Below are 24,060 nucleotides of genomic sequence, written 5' to 3'. Positions count from 1 at the left end.
GACGATTTTTAATCATCTAGCTTTGATGATTTATATTTATTATAGGATTCCTCTGGACTTTTCGACAGATTTTTCTTTGCAGATGGTTTTATTGCTGATTATTGCTTTAATTGTATTTAGCTATATTTGTAATATTGTGACCTTTCGCTATAGTGAGTTGAAACTTTGGTTGCTCCTGATGATGTTTCTCATTAGCTGGCAATCCATATTTAATCAAGGAGTTGCGAGCACCCTGTTGCACTTTTTTGATATTCTTCATCCGCTCAACTCTTTTTTATTGGTGTATAGTTCTCTGTCTATTATCTTTCTGGGAGAGAAAATAGGAGAAGAACTGTTGAGTGTGGCCTTTGTGTTGACACTAATCACCATTAGTTCGTATCTGTTAAGTCCTTCAATTTTTCTCTTTCTGTCCTTGTTTGCGTCTTTCTTTTTAAACCTTGTTCCCTTGATTTTACTGATTTTATATCATAAAGAGTTGAAAAGTAAACTCAAGTATCAGAGACGAAATTTGTGGATATTAGCTTTAATATTGCCTCTTTCTTATTTCTTTTTGTATATCAATACGAGGGGCGCAGGAGTGATGAACCTAGTCTGGTATCTTGAGATTATTGGAATACTTGCTTTTTTGCATCTCAAAACAATTATTAACTCTCTTCAGAAAAAGGTAGTAGAGTTGAAGTTGTCCTATATAAAAGCTTTTTCACGCTTGTTTTTACTGATTATGTTTTTGTTAGTAGGCATTTTCATCATCTTTCATTTAGACTTAAACACGAGCTTTTTGGTATTGAATATCATGTTACTATTGTTCGGGATTTGTTCGGAAGAATTGATTCGCCTTTTTCGTTCTGCTGAAATGCTAGATGCTAGGGATTATGTAAAAGTTCTCTTTTTAAAGCGTAACCGTATGGTGAAAAGTCTGCTGGCAAATGAAGACACAGAACAACAGTTCTCCGAATTTCTTCACAATGAAATCCTGCAAAATGTGATGGCGATAAAAAATTTTAATAAATATAGTAGCAATCAAGCTTTTGGTGAACAGATCAATCTGGTGACAGAGGAGTTGGTTCAGCGGATTCGTGAGCGGATGGATTATTATCAGCCAATGGTAGAAACAGACGAGCAGTTAGACATACAGTATCAAGGGCTGATTAATCGGATTGTCAAGCGCTATCACGCAGAAAATGAAGTCGTCACACAGTTTCCTGCCCACTTTAGGCTTTTATCTCCTTACGATAAAATTGCCTATCGTCTGGTTGAGGAGTTGGCGACCAATGCCGTTAAGTACGCTAGTGGTGGAACGATTTCTTTGAAGATTGATGTACATGATGACACTATTTTTATCATTTCTGAAAATGACTGCCTTCAAACAGAAAAATCCTTAGGTTATGGCTTGAAAAATATGTCTAATAAAATTAGTGTTTTAGGTGGTCAAATGCAGATTTTTGAAAATAATAAGAGATTTCGTGTAGAAATTACTCTCCCGATTGATAAGGAGTTGTGTTATGAAAATTTTGTTAATTGATGATCATAAATTATTTAGCCAAAGTATCAAGATGATTTTAGAGTTATCGGAAAACATTAAAAAGGTCCAGTTAGTAGATAATTTTTCGACTATTTCGGAGATTGCTTTTAATGACTACGACATTATTTTGATTGATATCAACCTGACGAGTCTGTATCAAGCTGATGGGCTGACCTTGGCACAAGAGATTATCGACAATGGTTGTTCTAGTAAGGTTGTGATTTTGACAGGTTACAGCAAAAAGATGTATGAACACCGAGCTAAAGCTATGGGGGCTTATGGATTTCTAGATAAAAGTATGGATCCAGATGAGTTGGTGAAAAAACTGGAAAAGATTTATCTAGGAGGTAAGATCTTTTCAGATGAAGTGATGGTAGAGGTGCTAACACCACGAGAAATCGAGATACTAGAACTGGTTAGAAATGGCTTGACTATTGATGATGTCTGTGACAAGGTCTATGTGAGTAAACGTACAGTTTCCAATCACCTAGCCAATATCTTTTTAAAATTAGGAGTGGCTAACAGGCAGGAGGCGATTCACATCGCTGAGCAGTTGGGTTATTTTCCACCAGATTAAAAAGTTGCAGAAGATGCAGCTTTTTTAAATTCTGTGATACTTCTTGTGTGAGTCTCTTCTTGAAAAAAACACAAAATTTTGCTAGAATGAGTCTTATGAAAACATTCTATGATGTGCAGCAATTCCTCAAACGATTTGGTATTATTGTTTACATGGGAAAACGCTTATATGATATTGAACTGATGAAGTTGGAACTCTCTCGGATTTACGATGCAGGGTTGATGGACAAATTAGACTATCTAGAGGCAGAAGCGGTTCTACGCAGAGAGCACAAGGTAGAATTGGATTATATTGAGAAAAATGGAGAAAAGAACTAATGGTTACTTGGATTTTGTGGGCACTTATACTGGCAATGTTGGCATGGATGGGCTTTAACTATCTTCGTATTCGCCGTGCGGCTAAAATTGTAGACAATGAGGAGTTTGAAGCCTTGATTCGTACGGGTCAATTGATTGATTTGCGTGATCCAGCAGAATTCCACAGAAAACATATTCTTGGGGCTCGCAATATTCCTTCAAGTCAGTTGAAAACTAGTCTTGCAGCCCTTCGTAAAGACAAACCTGTCCTTCTTTACGAAAACCAACGTGCGCAACGTGTGACAAATGCAGCCCTTTACTTGAAAAAACAAGGTTTTTCTGAGATTTATATCCTTTCTTATGGTTTGGATTCTTGGAAAGGGAAAGTGAAGACTAGTTAATATTCTGTAAAAAGTTGATATAGTCGGTCTCATATACTAAATTAATAATCATTTTAAGGAGTTTTTAAAAAATGCAAGAAAAGAAAAAACACTCTCTTGTTTTAGGTATCCTATCTATTGTGCTCGGTTTGCTATTTCCAATTGTAGGTATTGTTTTGGGTATCGTAGGATTGGTCTTGGCTATTTCATACCAAAAAGAATCTGGACTAGACTATAAAACAGAAAAAATTCTCAACATTGTAGGACTTGTGGTTTCTGTACTTAACTGGATTGTAGCCGTCGCAGTATTTTTTAGATAAGCAATAAACAAAAAGCTTTAAACATAAAGCTTTTTTCTTTTATCCACTTTTCTCTAAGTGATTTTTAATGATTTTCAATTCCTCTTGGTTTAAGGGACGGTATTGACCTTCTGCTAGTTCTGGGTCTAATGTAAACTCACCGAACTGAACTCGTTTGAGGGATGTCACCTTAACACCAACTGAGAGGAACATTTTCTTGATTTGATGAAATTTTCCTTCTGAAATGGTGATAGAGGCTTGACTGAGGGAAGGACTTGCAGATAGAATCTCTAGTCTTGCAGGTTTACAGACAGTACCATCTAAAAAGACAATTCCCTTTTGAAAGGCTTGGATATGGTCAGGTGTCAGAAGTCCATTAACCTCAACTTGGTAGGTCTTATCGACATGATATTGGGGATGGAGGAGTTGAAAGCCCAAGGGACCGTTGTCAGTCAAGAGGAGGAGTCCCGTCGTATCTCGGTCCAGTCGGCCGACGGCATAGAGCTTGTCAGACTGGATGTCAGGTGACAGCAGGTCCATGACGGTTTGGAGTTCCTTGTCTTTGTTGGCTGTAACGACACCAGTAGGCTTATGAAGCATAAGATAGGTGTGCTCATAACCTCGAATGATTCGGTCCTGAAAAAGGAGTTCCTGTAGTCCTGTATCGATATTTTGGGCTAGGGAGCGGGCTGGGCAACCATTGACGAGAATGTCCCCTTTGAGTAAGGCTTGTTTCATGGCCTTTCGGCTGATTTTTTCTTGGGCTAATAAATTATCTAAACGCATACTGTGCCTATCTTATCATAAGTCGCTTGCTTTGAAAAGGCTTGACGTGAAAAGAAAAGCATAGTGAAAACATTTACACTTGCTTGAGTTATGTCATTTACCTGAAATTATGGTATAATCGTTCAGTTAGAAAATAAATTTTGAATATTATAGAGGAAATCATGACAAAATTAAGAGAAGATATCCGTAACATTGCGATTATCGCCCACGTTGACCACGGTAAAACAACCCTCGTTGATGAATTATTGAAACAATCAGAAACGCTTGATGCACGTACTGAATTGGCTGAGCGTGCTATGGACTCAAACGATATCGAAAAAGAGCGTGGAATTACCATCCTTGCTAAAAATACAGCCGTTGCCTACAACGGAACTCGTATCAATATCATGGACACACCAGGACACGCGGACTTCGGTGGAGAAGTTGAGCGTATCATGAAAATGGTTGACGGTGTTGTCTTGGTCGTAGATGCCTACGAAGGAACAATGCCACAGACTCGTTTTGTATTGAAAAAAGCCTTGGAACAAGATCTTGTCCCAATCGTGGTTGTTAATAAAATCGATAAGCCATCAGCTCGTCCAGCAGAAGTAGTGGACGAAGTCTTGGAACTTTTCATCGAGCTTGGTGCAGATGACGACCAGCTTGATTTCCCAGTGGTCTATGCTTCAGCTATCAACGGAACTTCTTCATTGTCAGATGATCCAGCTGACCAAGAAGCGACTATGGCGCCAATCTTTGACACAATTATCGACCATATCCCAGCTCCAGTAGACAACTCAGATGAGCCTTTGCAGTTCCAAGTGTCACTTTTGGACTACAATGACTTCGTTGGTCGTATCGGTATCGGTCGTGTCTTCCGTGGTACAGTTAAGGTTGGGGACCAAGTTACCCTTTCTAAACTTGACGGCACAACTAAAAACTTCCGTGTTACAAAACTCTTCGGTTTCTTTGGTTTGGAACGTCGTGAAATCCAAGAAGCAAAAGCAGGTGACTTGATTGCCGTTTCTGGTATGGAAGATATCTTTGTCGGTGAAACTATCACTCCGACAGACGCAGTTGAGGCACTTCCAATCCTACACATCGATGAGCCAACTCTTCAAATGACTTTCTTGGTCAACAACTCACCATTTGCTGGTAAGGAAGGTAAATGGGTGACTTCTCGTAAGGTGGAAGAACGTTTGCAGGCAGAATTGCAAACAGATGTTTCTCTTCGTGTTGACCCAACTGATTCACCAGATAAATGGACTGTTTCAGGACGTGGAGAATTGCACTTGTCAATCCTTATCGAGACAATGCGTCGTGAGGGTTATGAGCTTCAAGTATCTCGTCCAGAAGTTATCGTAAAAGAAATCGACGGTGTTAAATGTGAACCATTTGAACGTGTTCAAATCGACACTCCAGAAGAATACCAAGGGTCTGTTATCCAAAGCCTTTCTGAACGTAAGGGTGAAATGTTGGATATGATTTCAACTGGTAATGGTCAAACTCGCTTGGTCTTCCTTGTTCCTGCGCGTGGTTTGATTGGATACTCAACTGAGTTCTTGTCAATGACTCGTGGTTACGGTATCATGAACCATACCTTCGACCAATACTTGCCATTGATTCCAGGTGAAATTGGTGGTCGTCACCGTGGTGCCCTTGTTTCTATCGATGCTGGTAAGGCTACAACTTACTCAATCATGTCTATCGAAGAACGAGGTACGATCTTTGTCAACCCAGGTACTGAGGTTTATGAAGGAATGATCATCGGTGAAAACTCTCGTGAAAATGACTTGACAGTTAACATCACTAAGGCGAAACAAATGACTAACGTTCGTTCAGCTACTAAGGACCAAACAGCTGTTATCAAGACACCTCGTATCTTGACCCTTGAAGAGTCTCTTGAGTTCTTGAACGACGATGAGTACATGGAAGTAACGCCTGAGTCTATCCGTTTGCGTAAACAAATCCTTAACAAGGCAGAGCGTGAGAAAGCTAACAAGAAGAAAAAATCAGCTGAATAAGAGCTAGAAAGAGATAAAGATGGTTTATTTAATCATAGGACTCCTCTTATTACTACTCTATGTATTTGCGACACCAGAAAGCATTAAAGGGACAGTCAATATCGTCCTTGTCGTCTTTGCTTTCGTAGCACTCTTGATTTTACTCATGCTGTCTGTTCTGCAAATCTTTCAGCTACCGACAGAATTTTTTATCGCAATCGCCATGCTCTTCCTAGCATACTTTAGCTTGCGAGATATTACCCTCATGTCGGTTAGTAAAAACAAAAGAAGATAAAAAGAGAGTTTTGGCTCTCTTTTTGCTTGTTAGAATGCTGAATCTGAGCATTTTCATTTAGAATTATTTCCATAAAAATGGTAAAATAGTAAGAGTAGAAATGGAGTTCGAGACATGAAAGTAATAGATCAATTTAAAAATAAGAAAGTCCTTGTTTTAGGTTTGGCTAAGTCTGGTGAATCTGCAGCTCGTTTGTTGGACAAGCTCGGTGCCATTGTGACAGTAAATGATGGGAAACCTTTTGAGGACAATCCAGCTGCTCAAAGTTTGTTGGAAGAAGGGATCAAGGTCATTACAGGTGGCCATCCTTTGGAACTCTTGGATGAAGAGTTTGCCCTTATGGTAAAAAATCCAGGTATCCCTTACAGCAATCCCATGATTGAGAAGGCTTTGGCAAAGGGAATTCCAGTTTTGACTGAGGTGGAATTGGCTTATTTGATTTCAGAAGCGCCAATTATCGGTATCACAGGTTCGAACGGTAAAACAACCACAACGACTATGATTGGGGAAGTTTTGACTGCTGCTGGTCAACATGGTCTTTTATCAGGAAATATCGGCTATCCAGCTAGTCAAGTGGCCCAAACTGCGTCAGATAAGGACACGCTTGTCATGGAACTTTCTTCTTTCCAACTCATGGCCATTCAAGAATTCCATCCTGAGATTGCGGTTATTACCAACCTCATGCCAACTCATATCGATTATCATGGTTCTTTTGAGGAATATGTAGCAGCCAAGTGGAATATTCAGAACAAGATGACAGCGGCTGATTTCCTTGTCTTGAACTTTAATCAAGACTTGGCAAAAGAATTGGCTACTAAAACACAAGCTACAGTTGTACCATTCTCAACACTTGAAAAGGTTGATGGGGCTTATCTGGAAGATGGTCAACTCTACTTTCGTGGGGAAGTTGTCATGGCAGCGAATGAAATCGGAGTTCCAGGTAGCCACAATGTGGAAAATGCCCTTGCGACTATTGCTGTAGCCAAGCTTCGTGGTGTGGATAACCAGATCATCAAGGAAACTCTTTCAGCCTTTGGAGGTGTCAAACACCGTCTCCAGTTTGTGGATGAAATCAAGGGTGTCAAATTCTATAATGATAGCAAGTCAACCAATATCTTGGCTACTCAAAAAGCCTTGTCAGGATTTGACAACAGCAAGGTCATTTTGATTGCAGGTGGTTTGGACCGTGGTAATGAGTTTGACGAATTGGTGCCAGATATTACTGGACTCAAGAAGATGGTCATCCTGGGTCAGTCTGCAGAACGTGTCAAACGGGCAGCAGACAAGGCTGGTGTGGCTTATGTGGATGCGACTGATATTGCAGATGCAACCCGCAAGGCCTACGAGCTTGCGACTCAAGGAGATGTGGTTCTTCTCAGTCCTGCCAATGCCAGCTGGGATATGTATGCTAACTTTGAAGTACGTGGCGACCTCTTTATCGACACAGTAGCGGAGTTAAAGGAATAATATGAAAAAAATTGTCTTTACAGGTGGGGGGACGGTTGGACACGTTACTCTCAACCTTTTGTTAATGCCTAAGTTCATCGAAGATGGCTGGGAAGTTCACTATATTGGGGACAAGCGTGGGATTGAACACCAAGAAATCCTCAAGTCGGGTCTTGATGTCACCTTCCATTCTATTGCGACTGGAAAATTGCGTCGTTATTTCTCTTGGCAAAATATGCTGGACGTCTTTAAAGTTGGATGGGGAATTGTCCAATCTCTCTTTATCATGTTGAGACTTCGTCCACAAGCACTTTTTTCAAAGGGAGGCTTTGTCTCTGTGCCACCTGTTATCGCAGCCCGTGTTTCAGGAGTTCCTGTCTTTATTCACGAATCTGACCTATCTATGGGCTTGGCCAATAAAATTGCCTATAAATTTGCGACGAAGATGTATTCAACCTTTGAGCAAGCTTCAAGTTTGGCTAAGGTTGAGCATGTAGGAGCAGTGACCAAGGTTTCAGACAAAAAAAGTCCAGAACCCGATGAATTGGTGGATATTCAAACTCACTTTAATCCCAAATTGCCAACAGTATTGTTTGTTGGTGGTTCTGCAGGCGCTCGTGTCTTTAACCAATTGGTGACAGACCATAAGAAAGAACTGACAGAGCGCTACAATATTATCAATTTAACTGGAGATTCTAGCCTGAATGAGTTGAGCCAAAATCTCTTTCGTGTTGACTATGTGACCAATCTCTATCAACCCTTGATGGAATTGGCTGATATTGTTGTGACACGTGGTGGTGCCAATACGATTTTTGAGCTCTTAGCCATGGCAAAATTACATGTTATTGTGCCACTTGGTCGTGAAGCTAGTCGTGGAGACCAGATTGAAAATGCAGCTTACTTTGTAAAAAAAGGCTATGCAGAAGAGCTTCAAGAAAGCGATTTGACCTTGGACAGTTTAGAAGAGAAGCTTTCTCACTTACTAAGTCACAAGGAATACTACCAGACTAACATGAAGGCATCTAAGGAATTGAAATCTCTAGCAGATTTTTATCAATTGTTGAAAAAAGATTTATCATAAGGAAAGTAAATGTCAAAAGATAAGAAAAATGAGGGCAAAGAAATCCTCGAAGAATTTAAAGAGTTATCAGAATGGCAGAAACGAAACCAAGAATACCTAAAAAAGAAGGCTGAGGAAGAGGCGACTCTAGCTGAGGAGAAGGAAAAGGAAAGACAAGCTCGAATGGCTTCAAAATCTGAAAAGTCAGATGCAACTGAGGACCAAGAGAGTGAATCTGAACCAAAAGACCCAGAATCAGCTAAAGAAGAGTCTGAAGAAAAAGTAGAAAAATCAGAAGACGTCAAAAAAGAAGTAGCCAAAGAAGAACCAAAATCCAAAGAACCAAAGAAACAGAATAAACAGGCTAAAAAAGTAGAGAAAAAGCCTGTAAAGGAAAAACCGGCTAAACCGAAAATTCCAGGAGTTCATATCTGGCGGGCTATCTCGATTTTGTTTCTCAGTTTGCTTTTATTAGTTGCCTCTGCCTACTTGCTCAGTCCTTATGCGACCATGAAGGATATTCGTGTTGAGGGAACGGTGCAAACTACAGCTGATGATATTCGACAGGCTTCAGGCATTCAGGATTCGGATTATACGATTAACCTTCTGCTAGACAAGGCAAAATATGAAGAACAGATCAAGTCTAATTATTGGGTTGAATCAGCTCAGCTTGTCTATCAATTTCCAACTAAGTTTACTATCAAGGTCAAGGAATACGATATTGTTGCCTACTATGTTTCTGGTGAAAGTCATTATCCAATTCTTTCCAGTGGGAAGGTGGAGACCAGTGCTGTAAGTTTGGTGAGTCTGCCAGAAACGTATTTGTCAGTTCTCTTTAATGACAGCGAACAAATCAAGGCCTTTACATCAGAACTTTCTCAAATTAGCCCTGAACTCAAAGCAGCTATTCAGAAGGTGGAACTAGCCCCAAGCAAGGTGACATCAGATTTAATTCGATTGACCATGAATGATTCGGACGAAATCTTGGTTCCCCTTTCTGAAATGAGCAAGAAACTGCCTTACTACAGTAAGATTAAGCCTCAATTGTCAGAACCAAGTGTGATTGACATGGAAGCTGGAATTTACAGCTACACTGTGGCGGATAAATTAATTATGGAGGCAGAGGAAAAAGCCAAACAAGAGGCCAAGGAAGCTGAGAAGAAACAGAAAGAGGAAGAGAAGAAAAGGCTGGAAGAACAGCAGAATAAATTGGAAGAAGAGAAGAAAAAATTGGAGGAAGAGAGCAATCGAAACCAAACAAGTCAGCGTTCATCGCGTCGCTAGGTTTACCTATTCTCCTATAGCTCTTTAGTTGCCATGTTTTTACTTGACAAGTGTTAGTAGAAATAATAGAATAGTAAAAAACCTTTAAAGCAGTCCAGAGAGGCAGCTAAGGTTAGACGGTGAAAGGGTGGAGACTACCCATTTTTCGTGGAACCTTGCTGTTGGCAGGTTCCTTTTTTCGTGGCTTCTGTTGGCCAGACTCTCTCACTAGCAAAGGTAGAAGGAGAAACCTATGCGAGAACATCGTCCAGTCATTGCTCTTGATTTTCCTAGTTTTGAGGCGGTCAAGGAATTTTTAGCTCATTTCCCAGTAGAAGAAAGCCTTTATCTCAAGGTAGGGATGGAGCTCTATTATGCAGCGGGTCCTGAGATTGTGTCTTACTTGAAAGGTCTGGGTCACAGCGTCTTTCTTGATCTCAAACTTCATGACATTCCCAATACAGTCAAATCAGCTATGAAGGTCTTGTCTCAGCTTGGTGTGGATATGACCAATGTTCATGCGTCTGGGGGTGTAGAGATGATGAAGGCGGCGCGTGAAGGTCTTGGAAGTCAAGCAAAATTGATCGCTGTCACTCAGCTCACATCAACATCAGAAGCTCAGATGCAGGAGTTTCAAAATATCCAAACCAGCCTGCAAGAGTCTGTGATCCACTATGCCAAGAAGACGGCTGAAGCGGGATTAGATGGTGTTGTTTGCTCGGCTCAGGAAGTGCAAGTCATCAAGCAGGCTACCAAACCAGATTTTATCTGTCTGACACCAGGCATTCGTCCACAGGGAGCTGCAGTAGGAGATCAAAAACGCGTCATGACGCCAGCAGATGCCTATCAAATAGGCAGTGACTATATCGTAGTGGGACGTCCCATTACCCAAGCTGAGGATCCTGTTGCAGCTTATCATGCAATCAAAGAGGAATGGAACCAAGACTAGAATTAAAGAAATAGATTAGAAAAACAAAAGGAGAAGACCATGACACTTGCTAAAGATATCGCTAGCCACCTCTTGAAAATTCAAGCCGTTTACCTTAAACCAGAGGAGCCTTTCACTTGGGCATCTGGTATCAGGTCACCGATTTACACTGATAATCGTGTGACACTAGCCTATCCAGAAACTCGTACCTTAATTGAAAATGGCTTTGTGGAAGCTATTAAAGAAGCCTTTCCAGAGGTAGAAGTCATTGCAGGAACTGCAACAGCAGGGATTCCACACGGAGCTATCATTGCTGATAAGATGAACTTGCCATTTGCCTATATCCGTAGTAAACCAAAAGACCACGGAGCTGGTAACCAAATCGAAGGCCGCGTAGCTCAGGGTCAAAAAATGGTAGTGGTTGAAGATCTTATTTCAACAGGTGGTTCTGTTCTTGAAGCAGTAGCAGCAGCAAAGCGAGAAGGAGCAGATGTGCTTGGTGTAGTAGCAATTTTCAGTTACCAATTGCCAAAAGCAGACAAAAACTTTGCAGATGCAGGTGTCAAACTTGTGACGCTTTCTAACTACAGTGAACTCATCCATCTAGCCCAAGAAGAAGGCTATATCACACCAGAAGGCCTCGACCTTCTAAAACGATTTAAAGAAGACCAAGAAAATTGGCAAAATGCTTAAGACATAAAAAATCAGGTAGTCACTAGGATTACCTGATTTTGTTTTTTAGAATAGAAAATGAAAAGATTATTTGAATTTCCATAACTTAAGAAAGTTTATCATTTTTAATTATCTCTGTAAAATGATTGTAAGTATGAAATTTCCAAACAAAATATTTGAAAAGTTTTGAAAAAAGAGTTATGATATTTTTGTAATATACAAAGTAAACGCTTACTTATTAAGGAGGGCATTTTATGTCATACAAAACAAGCAATGCAGAAGGTCATGTAGATTTCATCAATACCTATGATTTGGAGCCAATGGCGCAACAAGTTATTCCTAAAGCAGCCTTTGGCTATATCGCTAGTGGGGCAGAAGATACTTTCACTTTGCGTGAGAATATTCGTGCCTTTAACCACAAACTCATCGTTCCTCATACACTTTGTGATGTTGAAAATCCAAGTACAGAGATTGAATTTGCAGGTGAAAAATTGTCTTCACCAATCATTATGGCGCCTGTTGCAGCTCATAAATTGGCAAATGAACAGGGTGAAGTGGCGACTGCGCGTGGTGTGCATGAGTTTGGTTCTCTTTACACAACTAGCTCTTACTCTACTGTAGATCTTCCAGAAATTACGGAAGCCCTTCAAGGGACACCTCATTGGTTCCAATTTTACTTTAGTAAAGATGATGGAATCAACCGCCACATCATGGACCGTGTGAAGGCTGAAGGTTATAAAGCGATTGTCTTGACGGCAGATGCGACTGTAGGGGGCAATCGTGAGGTGGACAAACGTAATGGTTTTGTCTTCCCAGTTGGCATGCCGATTGTTGAAGAATACCTGCCAGAAGGTGCTGGTAAATCAATGGACTTTGTTTACAAATCAGCTAAACAACGCTTGTCTCCACGTGATGTAGAATTCATCGCTGAATACTCAGGACTTCCAGTTTATGTCAAGGGACCACAATGCCGTGAGGACGTTGAACGTTCGCTTGCTGCAGGTGCTTCTGGTATCTGGGTAACCAACCACGGTGGTCGCCAAATCGACGGTGGACCAGCTGCCTTCGACTCACTTCAAGAAGTAGCTGAAGCAGTTGATAAACGCGTGCCAATTGTCTTTGACTCAGGTGTTCGTCGTGGTCAACACGTCTTTAAAGCCTTGGCTTCAGGAGCAGACTTGGTAGCTATTGGCCGCCCGGTTATCTATGGCTTGGCTCTCGGCGGTAGTGTTGGTGTACGTCAAGTCTTTGAACACTTGAATGCGGAATTGAAGACAGTTATGCAATTGTCTGGAACTCAGACGATTGAAGACGTTAAACACTTTAAACTGCGTCATAACCCATACAACCCAACCTTCCCAGTTGACCCACGCGACTTAAAATTGTATTGATAAAAAGATTGCCTCCACTGAATGTGGAGGTTTTTCTTGTGTTTTAAATACTTTTGAAATAAAGATTTTAAAAAAAGAGAAAGATTCGATTTTTTATAATTGACAAATGTAGATTTTAAGAGTATACTGATAATTGTAATTGACAAATGTAGATTTTGGAGGTGCGCTGATGCAGATTTCAGATGCAGAATGGCAGGTCATGAAGATTATTTGGATGCAGGGGGAACAGACCAGTACGGATTTGATCAGGGTTCTGGCAGAGCGATTTGACTGGTCCAAGTCGACCATTCAGACTCTTTTGGCTCGTTTGGTTGAGAAAGAGTGTCTGACAAGGAAAAAAGAAGGCAAGTTCTTTGTCTATTCAGCCCTTTTAACTTTGGACCAAAGTCGGGATTTACTTGTTCAAGATATCAAGGACAAGGTTTGTTCCCGTAGGATTAAGAACTTGTTGGCTGATTTGATTGCTGAATGTGATTTTACTCAGGCTGACTTGGAAGACTTGGAAGCTGTGATTTCTGAGAAGAAATCAAGCGCTGTAACAAAAGTAAAATGTAATTGTATGTAAAGGAGACGTCATGTTAAATAGTATTGTAACCATTATTTGTATTGCCCTTATCGCGTTTATCTTGTTTTGGTTTTTCAAAAAGCCTGAAAAATCTGGACAAAAGGCCCAGCAAAAAAACGGCTACCAAGAGATTCGAGTGGAGGTCATGGGGGGCTATACGCCTGAGTTGATTATCCTCAAGAAATCAGTGCCAGCCCGCATTGTCTTTGACCGCAAGGACCCTTCACCCTGTCTGGACCAAATTGTTTTTCCAGATTTTGGTGTACATGCGGACCTGCCTATGGGGGAAGAGTATATAGTGGAAATCACGCCTGAGCAGGCTGGAGAGTATGGTTTCTCTTGTGGCATGAATATGATGCACGGTAAGATGATTGTAGAATAGGAGAATGATATGACTGAAATTGTAAAAGCAAGTCTTGAAAATGGTGTTCAAAAAATCCGTATCACGGCAGACAAAGGCTACCATCCAGCTCATATACAGCTTCAAAAAGGGATTCCAGCTGAGATTACCTTTCATCGTACTACTCCTTCAAACTGTTATAAGGAAATTCTTTTTGAAGAAGAAGGCATCTTAGAACCAATCGGCGTAGACGAAGAGAAAGTCATTCGTTTTACACCTCAAGAATTAGGTCAACATGAATTTTCTTGTGGTATGAAGATGCAAAAGGGAAGTTATACAGTTGTTGAGAAGACTCGAAAATCTCTATCACTTTTACAGCGTTTTTGGATTACTAGTATCTTTACTGTGCCTCTTGTGATCCTCATGATTGGGATGTCGACAGGAGGAATTAGTCACCAAGTCATGCGTTGGGGAACCTTTTTAGCCACAACACCGATTATGCTAGTAGCAGGTGGTCCTTATATCCAAAGTGCTTGGGCTAGTTTTAAAAAGCACAATGCCAACATGGATACCTTGGTTGCTCTGGGAACCCTAGTGGCCTATTTCTATAGCTTAGTTGCCCTCTTCGCTGGTCTCCCCGTTTACTTTGAAAGTGCTGCCTTTATCTTCTTCTTCGTTCTTATGGGAGCCGTTTTTGAGGAGAAAATGCGGAAAAATACTTCCCAAGCTGTGGAGAAATTACTTGACTTGCAGGCTAAAACTGCAGAAGTCTTGCGTGAGGATAACTATGTTCAAGTCCCTTTGGAGCAAGTCAAGGTAGGTGACCTGATTCGAGTGCGTCCCGGTGAAAAGATTGCGGTTGATGGTGTCGTAGTAGAAGGTATCTCTAGTATTGATGAGTCTATGGTGACAGGTGAGAGTCTGCCTGTGGACAAGACAGTTGGAGATACCGTCATTGGTTCAACCATCAATAATAGTGGAACACTTGTTTTTAGAGCAGAAAAAGTTGGTTCAGAGACTGTTTTGGCTCAGATTGTGGATTTTGTGAAGAAAGCTCAAACCAGTCGTGCGCCGATTCAGGACTTGACGGATAAGATTTCAGGAATTTTTGTCCCAGCAGTTGTCATTTTAGGGATTGTGACCTTTTGGGTTTGGTTCGTCTTGCTCAGGGATAGTGTGGTCGTGCTTGGAGCTAGCTTTGTGTCCTCTCTTCTCTACGGAGTGGCGGTTTTGATTATCGCCTGCCCTTGTGCATTGGGACTTGCAACACCGACAGCCCTTATGGTGGGGACAGGTCGCAGTGCCAAGATGGGAGTTCTCCTCAAAAATGGAACGGTTCTACAGGAAATCCAGAAAGTCCAAACTATTGTTTTTGATAAGACCGGGACTTTGACTGAAGGGAAACCTGTGGTCACAGATATCATTGGAGACGAAGTAGAAGTGCTTGGATTGGCAGCTTCCTTGGAAGAAGCTTCTCAACACCCACTGGCTGAAGCCGTTGTGAAACGAGCGAGTGAAGCTGGACTTGAGTTTCAAACTGTTGAAAATTTCCAAGCCTTGCACGGGAAAGGTGTCTCAGGGCAAATCAATGGAAAACAAGTTTTGCTTGGAAATGCTAAAATGCTGGATGGCATGGATATTTCTAGAACTTATCAAGAAAAACTAGAAGAACTAGAAAAAGAAGCTAAGACAGTTGTTTTCTTGGCTGTGGACAATGAAATCAAAGGCTTGCTTGCTCTGCAAGATATTCCTAAGGAAAATGCCAAGCTTGCCATCAGTCAGTTGAAAAAACGAGGTCTTAAAACAGTCATGCTGACAGGAGATAATGCTGGTGTGGCGCGTGCCATTGCCGATCAGATCGGAATCGAAGAGGTCATTGCAGGTGTCTTGCCAGAGGAAAAAGCTCATGAAATTCATAAACTACAAGCGACTGGGAAAGTAGCCTTTGTTGGTGATGGTATCAATGACGCTCCTGCCCTCAGTGTAGCAGATGTGGGGATTGCTATGGGAGCTGGAACGGATATCGCTATCGAGTCAGCAGATTTAGTGTTGACAACCAATAACCTCCTAGGCGTGGTTCGTGCCTTTGACATGAGTAAGAAAACCTTTAATCGAATTCTGCTCAATCTTTTCTGGGCCTTTATCTACAATGTCGCCGGAATTCCGATTGCAGCAGGAGTCTTTTCTGGTGTTGGACTGGCCCTCAATCCAGAACTAGCTGGTCTAGCCATGGCCTTTAGTTCTGTATCTGTTCTGACTAGTTCACTCTTACTAAACTTTAGTAAAATAGATTAAAAGCGGGCTTGCTCGCTTTTTATACTCTTCAAAAATCTCTTCAAATCACGTCAACTTTATCTGCAACCTCAAAGCTGTGTTTTGAGCAACCTGCGGCTAGCTTTCTAGTTTGTTCTTTGATTTTCATTGAGTATTATAAAACAGAAACTAAAAACGTTTTTAAACTGTACTGTAATAGAGAATAAAAACTTCTGAGCAGATTCTTAGTAAAGTCAAAATAAATGTGATAAATTAGTATTGTAAAAATTTACTGAAACGTTTTCAAAAACTATATGAAACCTTTTTTAGTAGATTTAAAAATATTTGAAGGAGAGTTATCATTATGACTCAAGGGAAAATTACTGCATCTGCAGCAATGCTTAATGTATTGAAAACATGGGGCGTAGACACAATCTACGGTATCCCATCAGGAACACTCAGCTCATTGATGGATGCTTTGGCTGAAGACAAAGATATCCGCTTCTTGCAAGTTCGTCACGAAGAAACAGGTGCTCTTGCAGCGGTTATGCAAGCTAAATTCGGCGGCTCAATCGGGGTTGCAGTTGGTTCAGGTGGTCCAGGTGCGACTCACTTGATTAACGGTGTTTACGATGCAGCTATGGATAACACTCCATTCCTAGCAATCCTTGGATCACGTCCAGTTAACGAACTCAACATGGATGCTTTCCAAGAATTGAACCAAAACCCAATGTACAACGGTATCGCTGTATACAACAAACGTGTAGCTTACGCTGAGCAATTGCCAAAAGTAATCGACGAAGCTTGCCGTGCTGCAGTTTCTAAAAAAGGTCCAGCTGTTGTTGAAATCCCAGTAAACTTCGGTTTCCAAGAAATCGACGAAAATTCATACTACGGTTCAGGTTCATACGAACGTTCATTCATCGCTCCTGCTTTGAACGAAGTTGAAATCGACAAAGCTGTTGAAATCTTGAACAATGCTGAACGTCCAGTTATCTATGCTGGTTACGGTGGTGTTAAAGCTGGTGAAGTGATTACTGAATTGTCACGTAAAATCAAAGCACCAATCATCACAACTGGTAAAAACTTTGAAGCTTTCGAATGGAACTATGAAGGTTTGACAGGTTCTGCTTACCGTGTTGGTTGGAAACCAGCCAACGAAGTGGTCTTTGAAGCAGACACAGTTCTTTTCCTTGGTTCAAACTTCCCATTTGCTGAAGTTTATGAAGCATTCAAGAACACTGAAAAATTCATCCAAGTGGATATTGACCCTTACAAACTTGGTAAACGTCACGCCCTTGACGCTTCAATCCTTGGTGACGCAGGTCAAGCAGCGAAAGCAATCCTTGACAAAGTGAATCCAGTTGAATCTACTCCATGGTGGCGTGCAAACGTTAAGAACAACCAAAACTGGCGTGATTACATGAACAAACTCGAAGGTAAAACTGAGGGTGAATTGCAATTGTATCAAGTTTACAATGCAATCAACAAACATGCTGATCAAGACGCTATCTATTCAATCGACGTAGGTGACACTACTCAAACATCTACTCGTCACCTTCACATGACACCTAAGAACATGTGGCGTACATCTCCACTCTTTGCGACAATGGGTATTGCCCTTCCTGGTGGTATCGCTGCTAAGAAAGACAATCCAGATCGCCAAGTATGGAACATCATGGGTGACGGTGCATTCAACATGTGCTACCCAGACGTTATCACAAACGTTCAATATGACCTTCCAGTTATCAACGTTGTCTTCTCAAATGGTAAATATGCCTTCATCAAGGACAAATACGAAGACACAAACAAACACTTGTTTGGTTGTGACTTCCCTAATGCTGACTATACGAAAATCGCTGAAGCTCAAGGTGCTGTAGGATTTACAGTTGACCGTATCGAAGACATCGATGCAGTTGTTGCAGAAGCTGTTAAACTCAACAAAGAAGGTAAAACTGTTGTGATCGATGCTCGCATCACTCCACACCGTCCACTTCCAGTAGAAGTACTTGAATTGGATCCAAAACTTCACTCAGAAGAAGCAATCAAAGACTTCAAGGAAAAATACGAAGCAGAAGAACTCGTACCATTCCGCCTCTTCTTGGAAGAAGAAGGATTGCAATCACGCGCAATTAAATAATTCCTTCGTGGAACTTAAAAAGATCGGAGCAATCCGGTCTTTTTATGGAGGATAGTAAATGAATTTAAATCAATTAGATATTATCGTTTCAGATGTTCCCCAAGTCTGTGCTGACTTGGAGCGTATTTTGGATAAAAAGCCCGATTATGTTGATGACAGTTTTGCTCAGTTTACGATTGGCAGTCACTGTCTGATGTTGTCCCAAAATCATTTGATTCCTTTGGAAGATTTTCAGTCAGGAATCATTCTTCATATCGAGGTTGAGGATGTAGACCAGAATTACCAACGGTTGAAAGAACTTGGTATCCAGGTTTTAAACGGACCAACTGTAACCGATTGGGGAACAGAGTCCTTATTAGTTAAAGGGCCTGCTGGTCTAGTGATTGATTTTTATCGTATGAAGTAGGTAATTCTATTATCAAATTTTTTATCTAAACATTCTTGGAGTGAAACTTAAAAAGATCGGAGCAATTCGATCTTTTTTGTATTTATGCGACTTTCAGTCCGTCTCGCTCCGTTAGGTGCGAGACAAAAAACCACCCGTTTTCACGGGTGGTTATGATTTCTACACTTATTGTTTGGCTTCCTGTTTTAATTGTTGCACCTGTTCCTCGTACTGGACAAGCTCCCTGTCTTTTATATTGATAGTCGCTTCTGCTTCAGCAATGCGGCTTCTCAGATCTTGAGTCTTGTTATGGTGATAGCTAATACCAATAGCACTACCAGCAATGATCCCGATTACTAGACAAGTAAAAATCACCAAAATCAAGGGAGCAGATAGTTGTGTAAAGACAAGACTGACAGTTACTGTTTGACGATTGAGTAGACCAAATGAGATCACAATGACTAATAAGCTCAAACCGCCAATTAGATAAGCCTTATCTTTCAGTGACAATTCATTAAATTTTTTTAGCATAAGTTCCTTTTCTCCTGACTATGTTGATAGAAAACTACACACCATTTAGGTATTAACAAAATTCATTTTACTAGAAAATTTCGATACTGTCAATAATTTCTAACGGCTTATTTACCATCAATCAATCGATTCATTGAAAAGGAGTATTCATTTTCTAATATTTGATTGAGTAAACAGATCGGAGCAATCCGGTCTTTTTCTTATCATAAGATTGTGATAGTTTACATTTTTATAACAAAATTCGTAAGCTCTTGCTTGTTTCTTAAACAGATTATAAAATAGAAAGCATAAAAGAATAAAAGAGGTTTTGAAAATGTCTGAAAAACAAATGAAAGTTTTAGGTTGGGTAGCGACCTTCATGTCTGTTATGATGTATGTGTCTTACTTCCCACAAATCATGAATAATCTTGCCGGCCAGAAAGGGAACTTCATCCAGCCCTTGGTCGCAGCTATCAACTGTAGTCTCTGGGTTTGCTACGGTCTTTTCAAGAAAGAAAGAGATATTCCCCTTGCTGCTGCCAATGCCCCTGGTATCGTCTTTGGTCTAGTAACGGCTATCACAGCTTTGATTTAAAAGGAACAGAGGAGACTAGTTTTCAGTCTTCTTTTTTGTTTCAGGGGAGGCTATTTACTTTTTCTAGAGGATAATTTTTTAAAAAACAATCTGATAAACTTAAATAGTAGAATAGTATCAGTATGTCACAGTATTTTATAAGAAAAGGTTTACAGAATAAGTTATAATATAAGTAAATGAACAAGCAAATAAGAAAGTGAGTAGAGTTATGACCGAAAAACTGACTTTTCCGGATGGTTTCTTGTGGGGCGGAGCGACAGCTGCCAACCAGTGTGAGGGTGCTTATAATTTAGAAGGTCGTGGATTGGCGAATGTGGATGTCGTCCCCATCGGTCCAGATCGTGAAGCCATTATCACAGGTCAGAAAAAGATGTTTTCGTTTGAGGAGGACTATTTTTACCCAGCCAAAGAAGCCATTGATATGTACCATCATTACAAGGAAGATATTGCTCTTTTTGCAGAGATGGGCTTTAAGACTTATCGACTTTCCATTGCTTGGACTCGGATTTTTCCTAAGGGCGACGAAACAGTGCCAAATGAAGCTGGTCTAGCCTTTTATGAGGACTTGTTTAAGGAATGTTATAAGTATGGAATCCAACCTCTGGTTACCATTACGCATTTCGACTGTCCTATGCACTTGATTGAAGAATACGGTGGTTGGCGCAATCGTCGGATGTTAGACTTCTATGAAAAACTTTGTCGCACACTCTTTACCCGCTATAAGGGCTTGGTCAAATTCTGGCTAACCTTCAATGAAATCAACATGATTCTCCATGCACCCTTTATGGGAGCTGGACTCTGTTTTGAAGAAGGAGAAAATCAAGAACAGGTTAAATATCAGGCTGCCCACCATGAGCTAGTAGCTTCAGCCCTTGCGACGAAAATTGCCCACGAAATTGACCCAGAAAACAAGGTGGGATGTATGTTGGCAGCAGGGCAATACTATCCTAACACAGCCCATCCGAGAGACTACTGGGCAGCCATGGAGGAAGACCGCAAGAGTTACTTCTTCATTGATGTTCAAGCGCGTGGGGAATACCCAAACTATGCCAAGAAGCAGTGGGAGCGTGAGGGGATTGAGATTCAAATGACGGCTGAGGATCTGGACTTGTTGAAGAACAATACTGTTGACTTTGTTTCCTTCTCTTACTATGCAAGTCGAGTGGCGTCAGGTGATCCAGAAGTTAAAGAATTAACTGCTGGAAATGTTTTTGCCTCTCTCAAAAATCCTTATCTTGAATCCTCAGAATGGGGATGGCAGATTGACCCACTTGGCCTTCGCATCACCCTCAATGCCATCTGGGATCGTTACCAAAAGCCTATGTTCATCGTAGAAAATGGACTCGGTGCTATGGATACACCGGATGAAAATGGTTATGTAGCAGATGACTATCGGATTGCTTACTTAGAAGCTCACATCAAGGCTATGCGAGATGCCATTTACCAAGATGGAGTTGACTTGCTTGGTTATACGACTTGGGGCTGTATCGATCTGGTTTCAGCTGGAACAGGCGAAATGAACAAGCGCTATGGCTTTATCTATGTGGATCGAGATAATGCTGGTCATGGAAGCCTCAAACGTAGCAAGAAGAAATCCTTCTACTGGTACAAGGATGTCATTGCCAGCAATGGTGCAATCATTGAGTAGATCACATTTATTCACTATTTTTATAAAATCTTCTCCCTACTTTATAAGATGTGAAAAAGAGTTCAACTGGAACTCTTTTTTTGCTATAATGAGGGGAGAAAAATCAGACAGGAGATCGACATGTCAGAACCATTATTTTTACAATCAGTTATGCAAGAAAAAATCTGGGGTGGTACCAAGCTACGTGATGAGTTTGGATACGACATCCCAAGTGAAAAAATCGGAGAATATTGGGCCATCTCAGCCCATCCAAATGGTGTCTCTAAAGTTGCCAATGGTTGCTACGAGGGAACAGATCTTGCTACTTTGTATGCAGAACACCGTGAATTGTTTGGCAATCGTCCAGAACCTGTATTTCCACTGTTGACTAAGATTCTGGATGCTAACGACTGGCTCAGTGTTCAAGTTCATCCAGACGATGCTTACGGACTCGAGCATGAAGGCGAACTTGGAAAAACAGAATGCTGGTACATCATCGCTGCGGATGAAGGTTCAGAGATTATCTATGGTCACAATGCCAAGTCAAAAGAAGAACTCCGCCAGCAAATCGAGGACAAGAATTGGGATGCTTTGTTGACAAAAGTACCAGTTAAAGCTGGAGATTTCTTCTATGTGCCAAGTGGCACCATGCATGCTATTGGTGCAGGTATTTTAATCCTTGAAACCCAACAGTCTAGTGACACAACCTACCGTGTCTATGACTTTGACCGTAAGGATGATAATGGTAACTTGCGTGAACTTCACCTTGAAAAATCCATTGATGTCTTGAACATTGGTGAGCCTGCAAATAGCCGTCCTGTAACTGTTAAAGCAGATGATTTGCGTTCCACTCTCCTTGTATCCAATGATTTCTTTGCAGTTTACAAGTGGGAAATTACTGGAAAAGTTGACTTCGAAAAGACAGCTGACTACAGCTTGTTTAGTGTCTTAGCTGGTCAAGGTCAACTGACTGTTGACGGAAAAAACTATCCAATCCAAAAAGGTAGCCACTTTATCCTACCAAGTGATGTTGAAGCTTGGACCTTGGAAGGACAAGATTTGGAATTGATTGTTAGCCATCCATAAAAAAGAAAGGGCCTGAGTTCATTACTCAAGTCCTTTTTGATTACATAAATTGGGCGATAAAGACCACGATGATGATGATTGGAATGATGAAACGAAGAAGGAAGAGCCAGATTTGGAACAGTCCCTGTTTCCATGCTTTTTCATCGAGATGAAGTTCCTCCATTGCAAGAGCCTTTTTAAAGATATAGCCTGTAAAAAGTGAAAGGCAGAGAGCTCCAAATGGCATGAGGAGATTGGAAACCAAGAAGTCCATAGCGTCAAAGAAGGTCTTCCCAAAGATGTGAACATCCGCCATGACACCGTAAGATAGGGCTGAAGGAATTCCAAATACGAAGGTCAAGATTCCTAAAATGGCACTCCATTTGGCACGTTTGCTGTTATTCTGATTGGTGATATTTCCCACATTGATTTCCAGCATGACGACAGAAGAAGTGACCGTCGCAAAGAGGAAGAGCAAGAGGAAAAGGATGTAGAAAATGGTTCCAAAAGGCATCTTGTCAAAGAGTTGAGGCAAGACGATAAAGAGCAAGCTCGGTCCCCCTTCAGACTGGATATTGAAGGCTGACATAGCTGGGAAAATGGCTAGACCTGCCATGATGGATACCGAGATATTCATGGCTACGATGGAAATCCCTGACTGGACTAGATTGGTTTTCTTATCCAAATAAGAAGCATAGGTCAGCATGGCTGTAACCCCTAGTGAGAGGGCAAAGAAAGATTGTCCCAGAGCATATAGGAGACCAGCACTGGTCAGCTTAGAGAAGTCTGGTTTTAGGAAGTAAAGAACCCCTTCCATGGCATTTGGCAAACTGAGAGAACGACCGATGATGACGACAAAGATGATAAAGAGCAGGGGCATCATGACTTTCGAAGCTCTTTCAATCCCTTTTTGAACCCCACGTGATACAATGAAGATATTCAATAGGATAAAGGCTGCTTGAGCTCCTAGGGCAATGGCTGGATTTGAAATGATTGAAGTAAATAACTGAGCATAATCCCCCGTTCCGCTAAGTTGGAACAATTTTCCAAACTCAATGCCTAGATAGACTAAAATCCATCCTCCAATAACACTGTAGAAAGATAAGAGGATAAAGAGGGCGAAGGCACCAATCCAACCGATAAAGTTGTACTTGCTATTCTTGCCGAGTTTTCCAAAGGTTTTGATTGCTGAGACACCAGCACTTCGGCCGAGAGCAAATTCAGCCAGCAAAAGGGGGAAACCAATTAAAATAGTGGAAATGAGAAAGACAAGTAAAAAGCCTCCTCCACCATTAGCAGCAGTCATGTAGGGGAATTTCCAAACGGCACCAAGTCCGATGGCTGAACCAGCAGATGCCAGAATAAAGCCCAGTTTAGAACCCCATTGCGATTTTTCAGACATAGTTAAACTCCTAAAATTAGTATTACAAAAGAAAAAGCTACTGCCCTTGGCAACTAGCCTCATCAGTACTCAAAATGAGCGTTTCTTTTGATTGACAGACTTGACTATCCTATCATGTTTTCTAAGGTCTGTCAAGAAAACCATTTTCATGTTATGATAAAGTAAAAAATTTCGTAAAAACGCTTGACTCTGACCTAAGGGGAGGGGTTATACTATCAATGTAATACTCTTCGAAAATCTCTTCAAACCACGTCAGCGTCGCCTTGAATTATATATGTGAC

25 protein-coding genes are annotated in these 24,060 nt (G+C 41.0%); 21 read left to right on the top strand and 4 right to left on the bottom strand.

The window, feature by feature from the left end; translation table 11 throughout:
* Window positions 1-106: 106 nt before the first annotated feature.
* The gene (locus tag QM409_RS09070) at window positions 107-259 is read right to left on the bottom strand and encodes a hypothetical protein (RefSeq protein ID WP_257617127.1); all 153 of its coding nucleotides are present in this window, start codon (window positions 257-259) and stop codon (window positions 107-109) included.
* 534 nt (window positions 260-793) lie between these two features.
* Here QM409_RS09070 and QM409_RS09065 point away from each other — a divergent pair.
* The 5 genes from QM409_RS09065 to QM409_RS09045 all read left to right on the top strand — a co-directional run bounded on the left by QM409_RS09065 (window position 794) and on the right by QM409_RS09045 (window position 3,095).
* Window positions 794-1,522, top strand: a complete 729-nt coding sequence (locus QM409_RS09065) for an ATP-binding protein (RefSeq protein WP_239682357.1) — start codon at window positions 794-796, stop codon at window positions 1,520-1,522.
* Window positions 1,503-2,099: a response regulator gene (locus QM409_RS09060; RefSeq protein ID WP_414305554.1), complete on the top strand. Its 597-nt coding sequence runs from the start codon at window positions 1,503-1,505 to the stop codon at window positions 2,097-2,099. The genes QM409_RS09065 and QM409_RS09060 overlap by 20 nt, the downstream gene beginning before the upstream one ends.
* A 47-nt stretch (window positions 2,100-2,146) precedes the next feature.
* A complete protein-coding gene (locus tag QM409_RS09055; protein ID WP_000051787.1) occupies window positions 2,147-2,416 on the top strand; it encodes a YqgQ family protein in 270 nt (89 codons plus the stop codon).
* Window positions 2,416-2,796, top strand: a complete 381-nt coding sequence (locus QM409_RS09050) for a rhodanese-like domain-containing protein (RefSeq protein WP_000259256.1) — start codon at window positions 2,416-2,418, stop codon at window positions 2,794-2,796. The genes QM409_RS09055 and QM409_RS09050 overlap by 1 nt, the downstream gene beginning before the upstream one ends.
* Window positions 2,797-2,867: 71 nt before the next feature.
* Entirely contained in the window at window positions 2,868-3,095 is a 228-nt protein-coding gene (locus tag QM409_RS09045) for a hypothetical protein (RefSeq protein ID WP_084886892.1), read from the top strand.
* A 39-nt stretch (window positions 3,096-3,134) separates the two neighbouring features.
* On the opposite strand, the gene QM409_RS09040 is transcribed toward QM409_RS09045, so the two are convergent.
* Window positions 3,135-3,860 carry a 16S rRNA pseudouridine(516) synthase gene (locus QM409_RS09040; RefSeq protein WP_414305555.1) on the bottom strand — a complete coding sequence of 242 codons (726 nt, stop codon included), beginning with the start codon at window positions 3,858-3,860 and terminating at the stop codon, window positions 3,135-3,137.
* A 161-nt stretch (window positions 3,861-4,021) separates the two neighbouring features.
* On the opposite strand from QM409_RS09040, the gene typA reads away from it, so the two are divergent.
* The 13 genes from typA (at window position 4,022) to QM409_RS08975 (ending at window position 18,601) form a co-directional block, all read left to right on the top strand.
* The gene (gene typA / locus QM409_RS09035) at window positions 4,022-5,863 is read left to right on the top strand and encodes a translational GTPase TypA (RefSeq protein ID WP_000164111.1); all 1,842 of its coding nucleotides are present in this window, start codon (window positions 4,022-4,024) and stop codon (window positions 5,861-5,863) included.
* Between the two features lie 19 nt (window positions 5,864-5,882).
* A complete protein-coding gene (locus QM409_RS09030; RefSeq protein WP_000262672.1) occupies window positions 5,883-6,137 on the top strand; it encodes a DUF3165 family protein in 255 nt (84 codons plus the stop codon).
* 114 nt (window positions 6,138-6,251) lie between these two features.
* Window positions 6,252-7,604, top strand: coding sequence for a UDP-N-acetylmuramoyl-L-alanine--D-glutamate ligase (gene murD / locus QM409_RS09025; RefSeq protein WP_414305556.1), 1,353 nt, complete (start codon window positions 6,252-6,254; stop codon window positions 7,602-7,604).
* A 1-nt stretch (window position 7,605) separates the two neighbouring features.
* Window positions 7,606-8,664, top strand: coding sequence for a UDP-N-acetylglucosamine--N-acetylmuramyl-(pentapeptide) pyrophosphoryl-undecaprenol N-acetylglucosamine transferase (locus QM409_RS09020; RefSeq protein ID WP_414305557.1), 1,059 nt, complete (start codon window positions 7,606-7,608; stop codon window positions 8,662-8,664).
* A 9-nt stretch (window positions 8,665-8,673) separates the two neighbouring features.
* Complete coding sequence (locus QM409_RS09015; RefSeq protein WP_414305558.1) at window positions 8,674-9,927, top strand: cell division protein FtsQ/DivIB; 1,254 nt, start codon at window positions 8,674-8,676, stop codon at window positions 9,925-9,927.
* 232 nt (window positions 9,928-10,159) lie between these two features.
* Complete coding sequence (gene pyrF, locus QM409_RS09010) at window positions 10,160-10,855, top strand: orotidine-5'-phosphate decarboxylase (RefSeq protein ID WP_261077821.1); 696 nt, start codon at window positions 10,160-10,162, stop codon at window positions 10,853-10,855.
* A 39-nt stretch (window positions 10,856-10,894) separates the two neighbouring features.
* Window positions 10,895-11,527, top strand: coding sequence for an orotate phosphoribosyltransferase (pyrE, locus tag QM409_RS09005; protein ID WP_004256185.1), 633 nt, complete (start codon window positions 10,895-10,897; stop codon window positions 11,525-11,527).
* Between the two features lie 233 nt (window positions 11,528-11,760).
* Entirely contained in the window at window positions 11,761-12,897 is a 1,137-nt protein-coding gene (gene lctO / locus QM409_RS09000; RefSeq protein WP_000120716.1) for an L-lactate oxidase, read from the top strand.
* 169 nt (window positions 12,898-13,066) lie between these two features.
* Window positions 13,067-13,462, top strand: coding sequence for a CopY/TcrY family copper transport repressor (locus tag QM409_RS08995; RefSeq protein WP_001167198.1), 396 nt, complete (start codon window positions 13,067-13,069; stop codon window positions 13,460-13,462).
* Between the two features lie 10 nt (window positions 13,463-13,472).
* The gene (locus tag QM409_RS08990) at window positions 13,473-13,844 is read left to right on the top strand and encodes a cupredoxin domain-containing protein (RefSeq protein WP_000935059.1); all 372 of its coding nucleotides are present in this window, start codon (window positions 13,473-13,475) and stop codon (window positions 13,842-13,844) included.
* Window positions 13,845-13,853: 9 nt separating this feature from the next.
* Window positions 13,854-16,097 (top strand): heavy metal translocating P-type ATPase, encoded by a 2,244-nt coding sequence (locus tag QM409_RS08985; protein WP_049546477.1) that lies wholly within the window; start codon window positions 13,854-13,856, stop codon window positions 16,095-16,097.
* A 322-nt stretch (window positions 16,098-16,419) separates the two neighbouring features.
* Complete coding sequence (spxB, locus tag QM409_RS08980) at window positions 16,420-18,195, top strand: pyruvate oxidase (protein ID WP_414305559.1); 1,776 nt, start codon at window positions 16,420-16,422, stop codon at window positions 18,193-18,195.
* A gap of 58 nt (window positions 18,196-18,253) precedes the next feature.
* The gene (locus QM409_RS08975) at window positions 18,254-18,601 is read left to right on the top strand and encodes a VOC family protein (protein WP_001052638.1); all 348 of its coding nucleotides are present in this window, start codon (window positions 18,254-18,256) and stop codon (window positions 18,599-18,601) included.
* Between the two features lie 165 nt (window positions 18,602-18,766).
* Here QM409_RS08975 and QM409_RS08970 read toward each other — a convergent pair whose 3' ends face one another.
* The gene (locus QM409_RS08970; RefSeq protein WP_000913393.1) at window positions 18,767-19,111 is read right to left on the bottom strand and encodes a lipopolysaccharide assembly protein LapA domain-containing protein; all 345 of its coding nucleotides are present in this window, start codon (window positions 19,109-19,111) and stop codon (window positions 18,767-18,769) included.
* 313 nt (window positions 19,112-19,424) lie between these two features.
* Here QM409_RS08970 and QM409_RS08965 point away from each other — a divergent pair, with 313 nt between their 5' ends.
* From QM409_RS08965 to manA, 3 genes are all read left to right on the top strand, one after another.
* A complete protein-coding gene (locus tag QM409_RS08965) occupies window positions 19,425-19,685 on the top strand; it encodes a SemiSWEET family transporter (protein ID WP_049501917.1) in 261 nt (86 codons plus the stop codon).
* A gap of 208 nt (window positions 19,686-19,893) precedes the next feature.
* Window positions 19,894-21,333: a 6-phospho-beta-glucosidase gene (locus QM409_RS08960; RefSeq protein ID WP_261030837.1), complete on the top strand. Its 1,440-nt coding sequence runs from the start codon at window positions 19,894-19,896 to the stop codon at window positions 21,331-21,333.
* 120 nt (window positions 21,334-21,453) lie between these two features.
* Window positions 21,454-22,398, top strand: coding sequence for a mannose-6-phosphate isomerase, class I (manA, locus tag QM409_RS08955; RefSeq protein ID WP_020903485.1), 945 nt, complete (start codon window positions 21,454-21,456; stop codon window positions 22,396-22,398).
* Window positions 22,399-22,438: 40 nt separating this feature from the next.
* Here manA and QM409_RS08950 read toward each other — a convergent pair whose 3' ends face one another.
* A complete protein-coding gene (locus QM409_RS08950; RefSeq protein WP_414305560.1) occupies window positions 22,439-23,779 on the bottom strand; it encodes a sodium-dependent transporter in 1,341 nt (446 codons plus the stop codon).
* Window positions 23,780-24,060 lie beyond the last annotated feature (281 nt).

Source organism: Streptococcus mitis (genome assembly GCF_047465045.1).
Taxonomy (GTDB): domain Bacteria; phylum Bacillota; class Bacilli; order Lactobacillales; family Streptococcaceae; genus Streptococcus; species Streptococcus mitis_DT.
Note: the sequence above shows the minus strand (reverse complement) of the source record. Positions and strands in the feature narration are given on the sequence as shown.

Coding starts and splice junctions, on each gene's coding strand:
- QM409_RS09070 (WP_257617127.1), bottom strand. CDS start 259: ATGAAGAATATCAAAAAAGTGCAACAGGGTGCTCGCAACTCCTTGATT.
- QM409_RS09065 (WP_239682357.1), top strand. CDS start 794: ATGTTACTATTGTTCGGGATTTGTTCGGAAGAATTGATTCGCCTTTTT.
- QM409_RS09060 (WP_414305554.1), top strand. CDS start 1,503: ATGAAAATTTTGTTAATTGATGATCATAAATTATTTAGCCAAAGTATC.
- QM409_RS09050 (WP_000259256.1), top strand. CDS start 2,416: ATGGTTACTTGGATTTTGTGGGCACTTATACTGGCAATGTTGGCATGG.
- QM409_RS09045 (WP_084886892.1), top strand. CDS start 2,868: ATGCAAGAAAAGAAAAAACACTCTCTTGTTTTAGGTATCCTATCTATT.
- QM409_RS09040 (WP_414305555.1), bottom strand. CDS start 3,860: ATGCGTTTAGATAATTTATTAGCCCAAGAAAAAATCAGCCGAAAGGCC.
- typA (WP_000164111.1), top strand. CDS start 4,022: ATGACAAAATTAAGAGAAGATATCCGTAACATTGCGATTATCGCCCAC.
- QM409_RS09030 (WP_000262672.1), top strand. CDS start 5,883: ATGGTTTATTTAATCATAGGACTCCTCTTATTACTACTCTATGTATTT.
- murD (WP_414305556.1), top strand. CDS start 6,252: ATGAAAGTAATAGATCAATTTAAAAATAAGAAAGTCCTTGTTTTAGGT.
- QM409_RS09020 (WP_414305557.1), top strand. CDS start 7,606: ATGAAAAAAATTGTCTTTACAGGTGGGGGGACGGTTGGACACGTTACT.
- QM409_RS09015 (WP_414305558.1), top strand. CDS start 8,674: ATGTCAAAAGATAAGAAAAATGAGGGCAAAGAAATCCTCGAAGAATTT.
- pyrF (WP_261077821.1), top strand. CDS start 10,160: ATGCGAGAACATCGTCCAGTCATTGCTCTTGATTTTCCTAGTTTTGAG.
- pyrE (WP_004256185.1), top strand. CDS start 10,895: ATGACACTTGCTAAAGATATCGCTAGCCACCTCTTGAAAATTCAAGCC.
- lctO (WP_000120716.1), top strand. CDS start 11,761: ATGTCATACAAAACAAGCAATGCAGAAGGTCATGTAGATTTCATCAAT.
- QM409_RS08995 (WP_001167198.1), top strand. CDS start 13,067: ATGCAGATTTCAGATGCAGAATGGCAGGTCATGAAGATTATTTGGATG.
- QM409_RS08990 (WP_000935059.1), top strand. CDS start 13,473: ATGTTAAATAGTATTGTAACCATTATTTGTATTGCCCTTATCGCGTTT.
- QM409_RS08985 (WP_049546477.1), top strand. CDS start 13,854: ATGACTGAAATTGTAAAAGCAAGTCTTGAAAATGGTGTTCAAAAAATC.
- spxB (WP_414305559.1), top strand. CDS start 16,420: ATGACTCAAGGGAAAATTACTGCATCTGCAGCAATGCTTAATGTATTG.
- QM409_RS08975 (WP_001052638.1), top strand. CDS start 18,254: ATGAATTTAAATCAATTAGATATTATCGTTTCAGATGTTCCCCAAGTC.
- QM409_RS08970 (WP_000913393.1), bottom strand. CDS start 19,111: ATGCTAAAAAAATTTAATGAATTGTCACTGAAAGATAAGGCTTATCTA.
- QM409_RS08965 (WP_049501917.1), top strand. CDS start 19,425: ATGTCTGAAAAACAAATGAAAGTTTTAGGTTGGGTAGCGACCTTCATG.
- QM409_RS08960 (WP_261030837.1), top strand. CDS start 19,894: ATGACCGAAAAACTGACTTTTCCGGATGGTTTCTTGTGGGGCGGAGCG.
- manA (WP_020903485.1), top strand. CDS start 21,454: ATGTCAGAACCATTATTTTTACAATCAGTTATGCAAGAAAAAATCTGG.
- QM409_RS08950 (WP_414305560.1), bottom strand. CDS start 23,779: ATGTCTGAAAAATCGCAATGGGGTTCTAAACTGGGCTTTATTCTGGCA.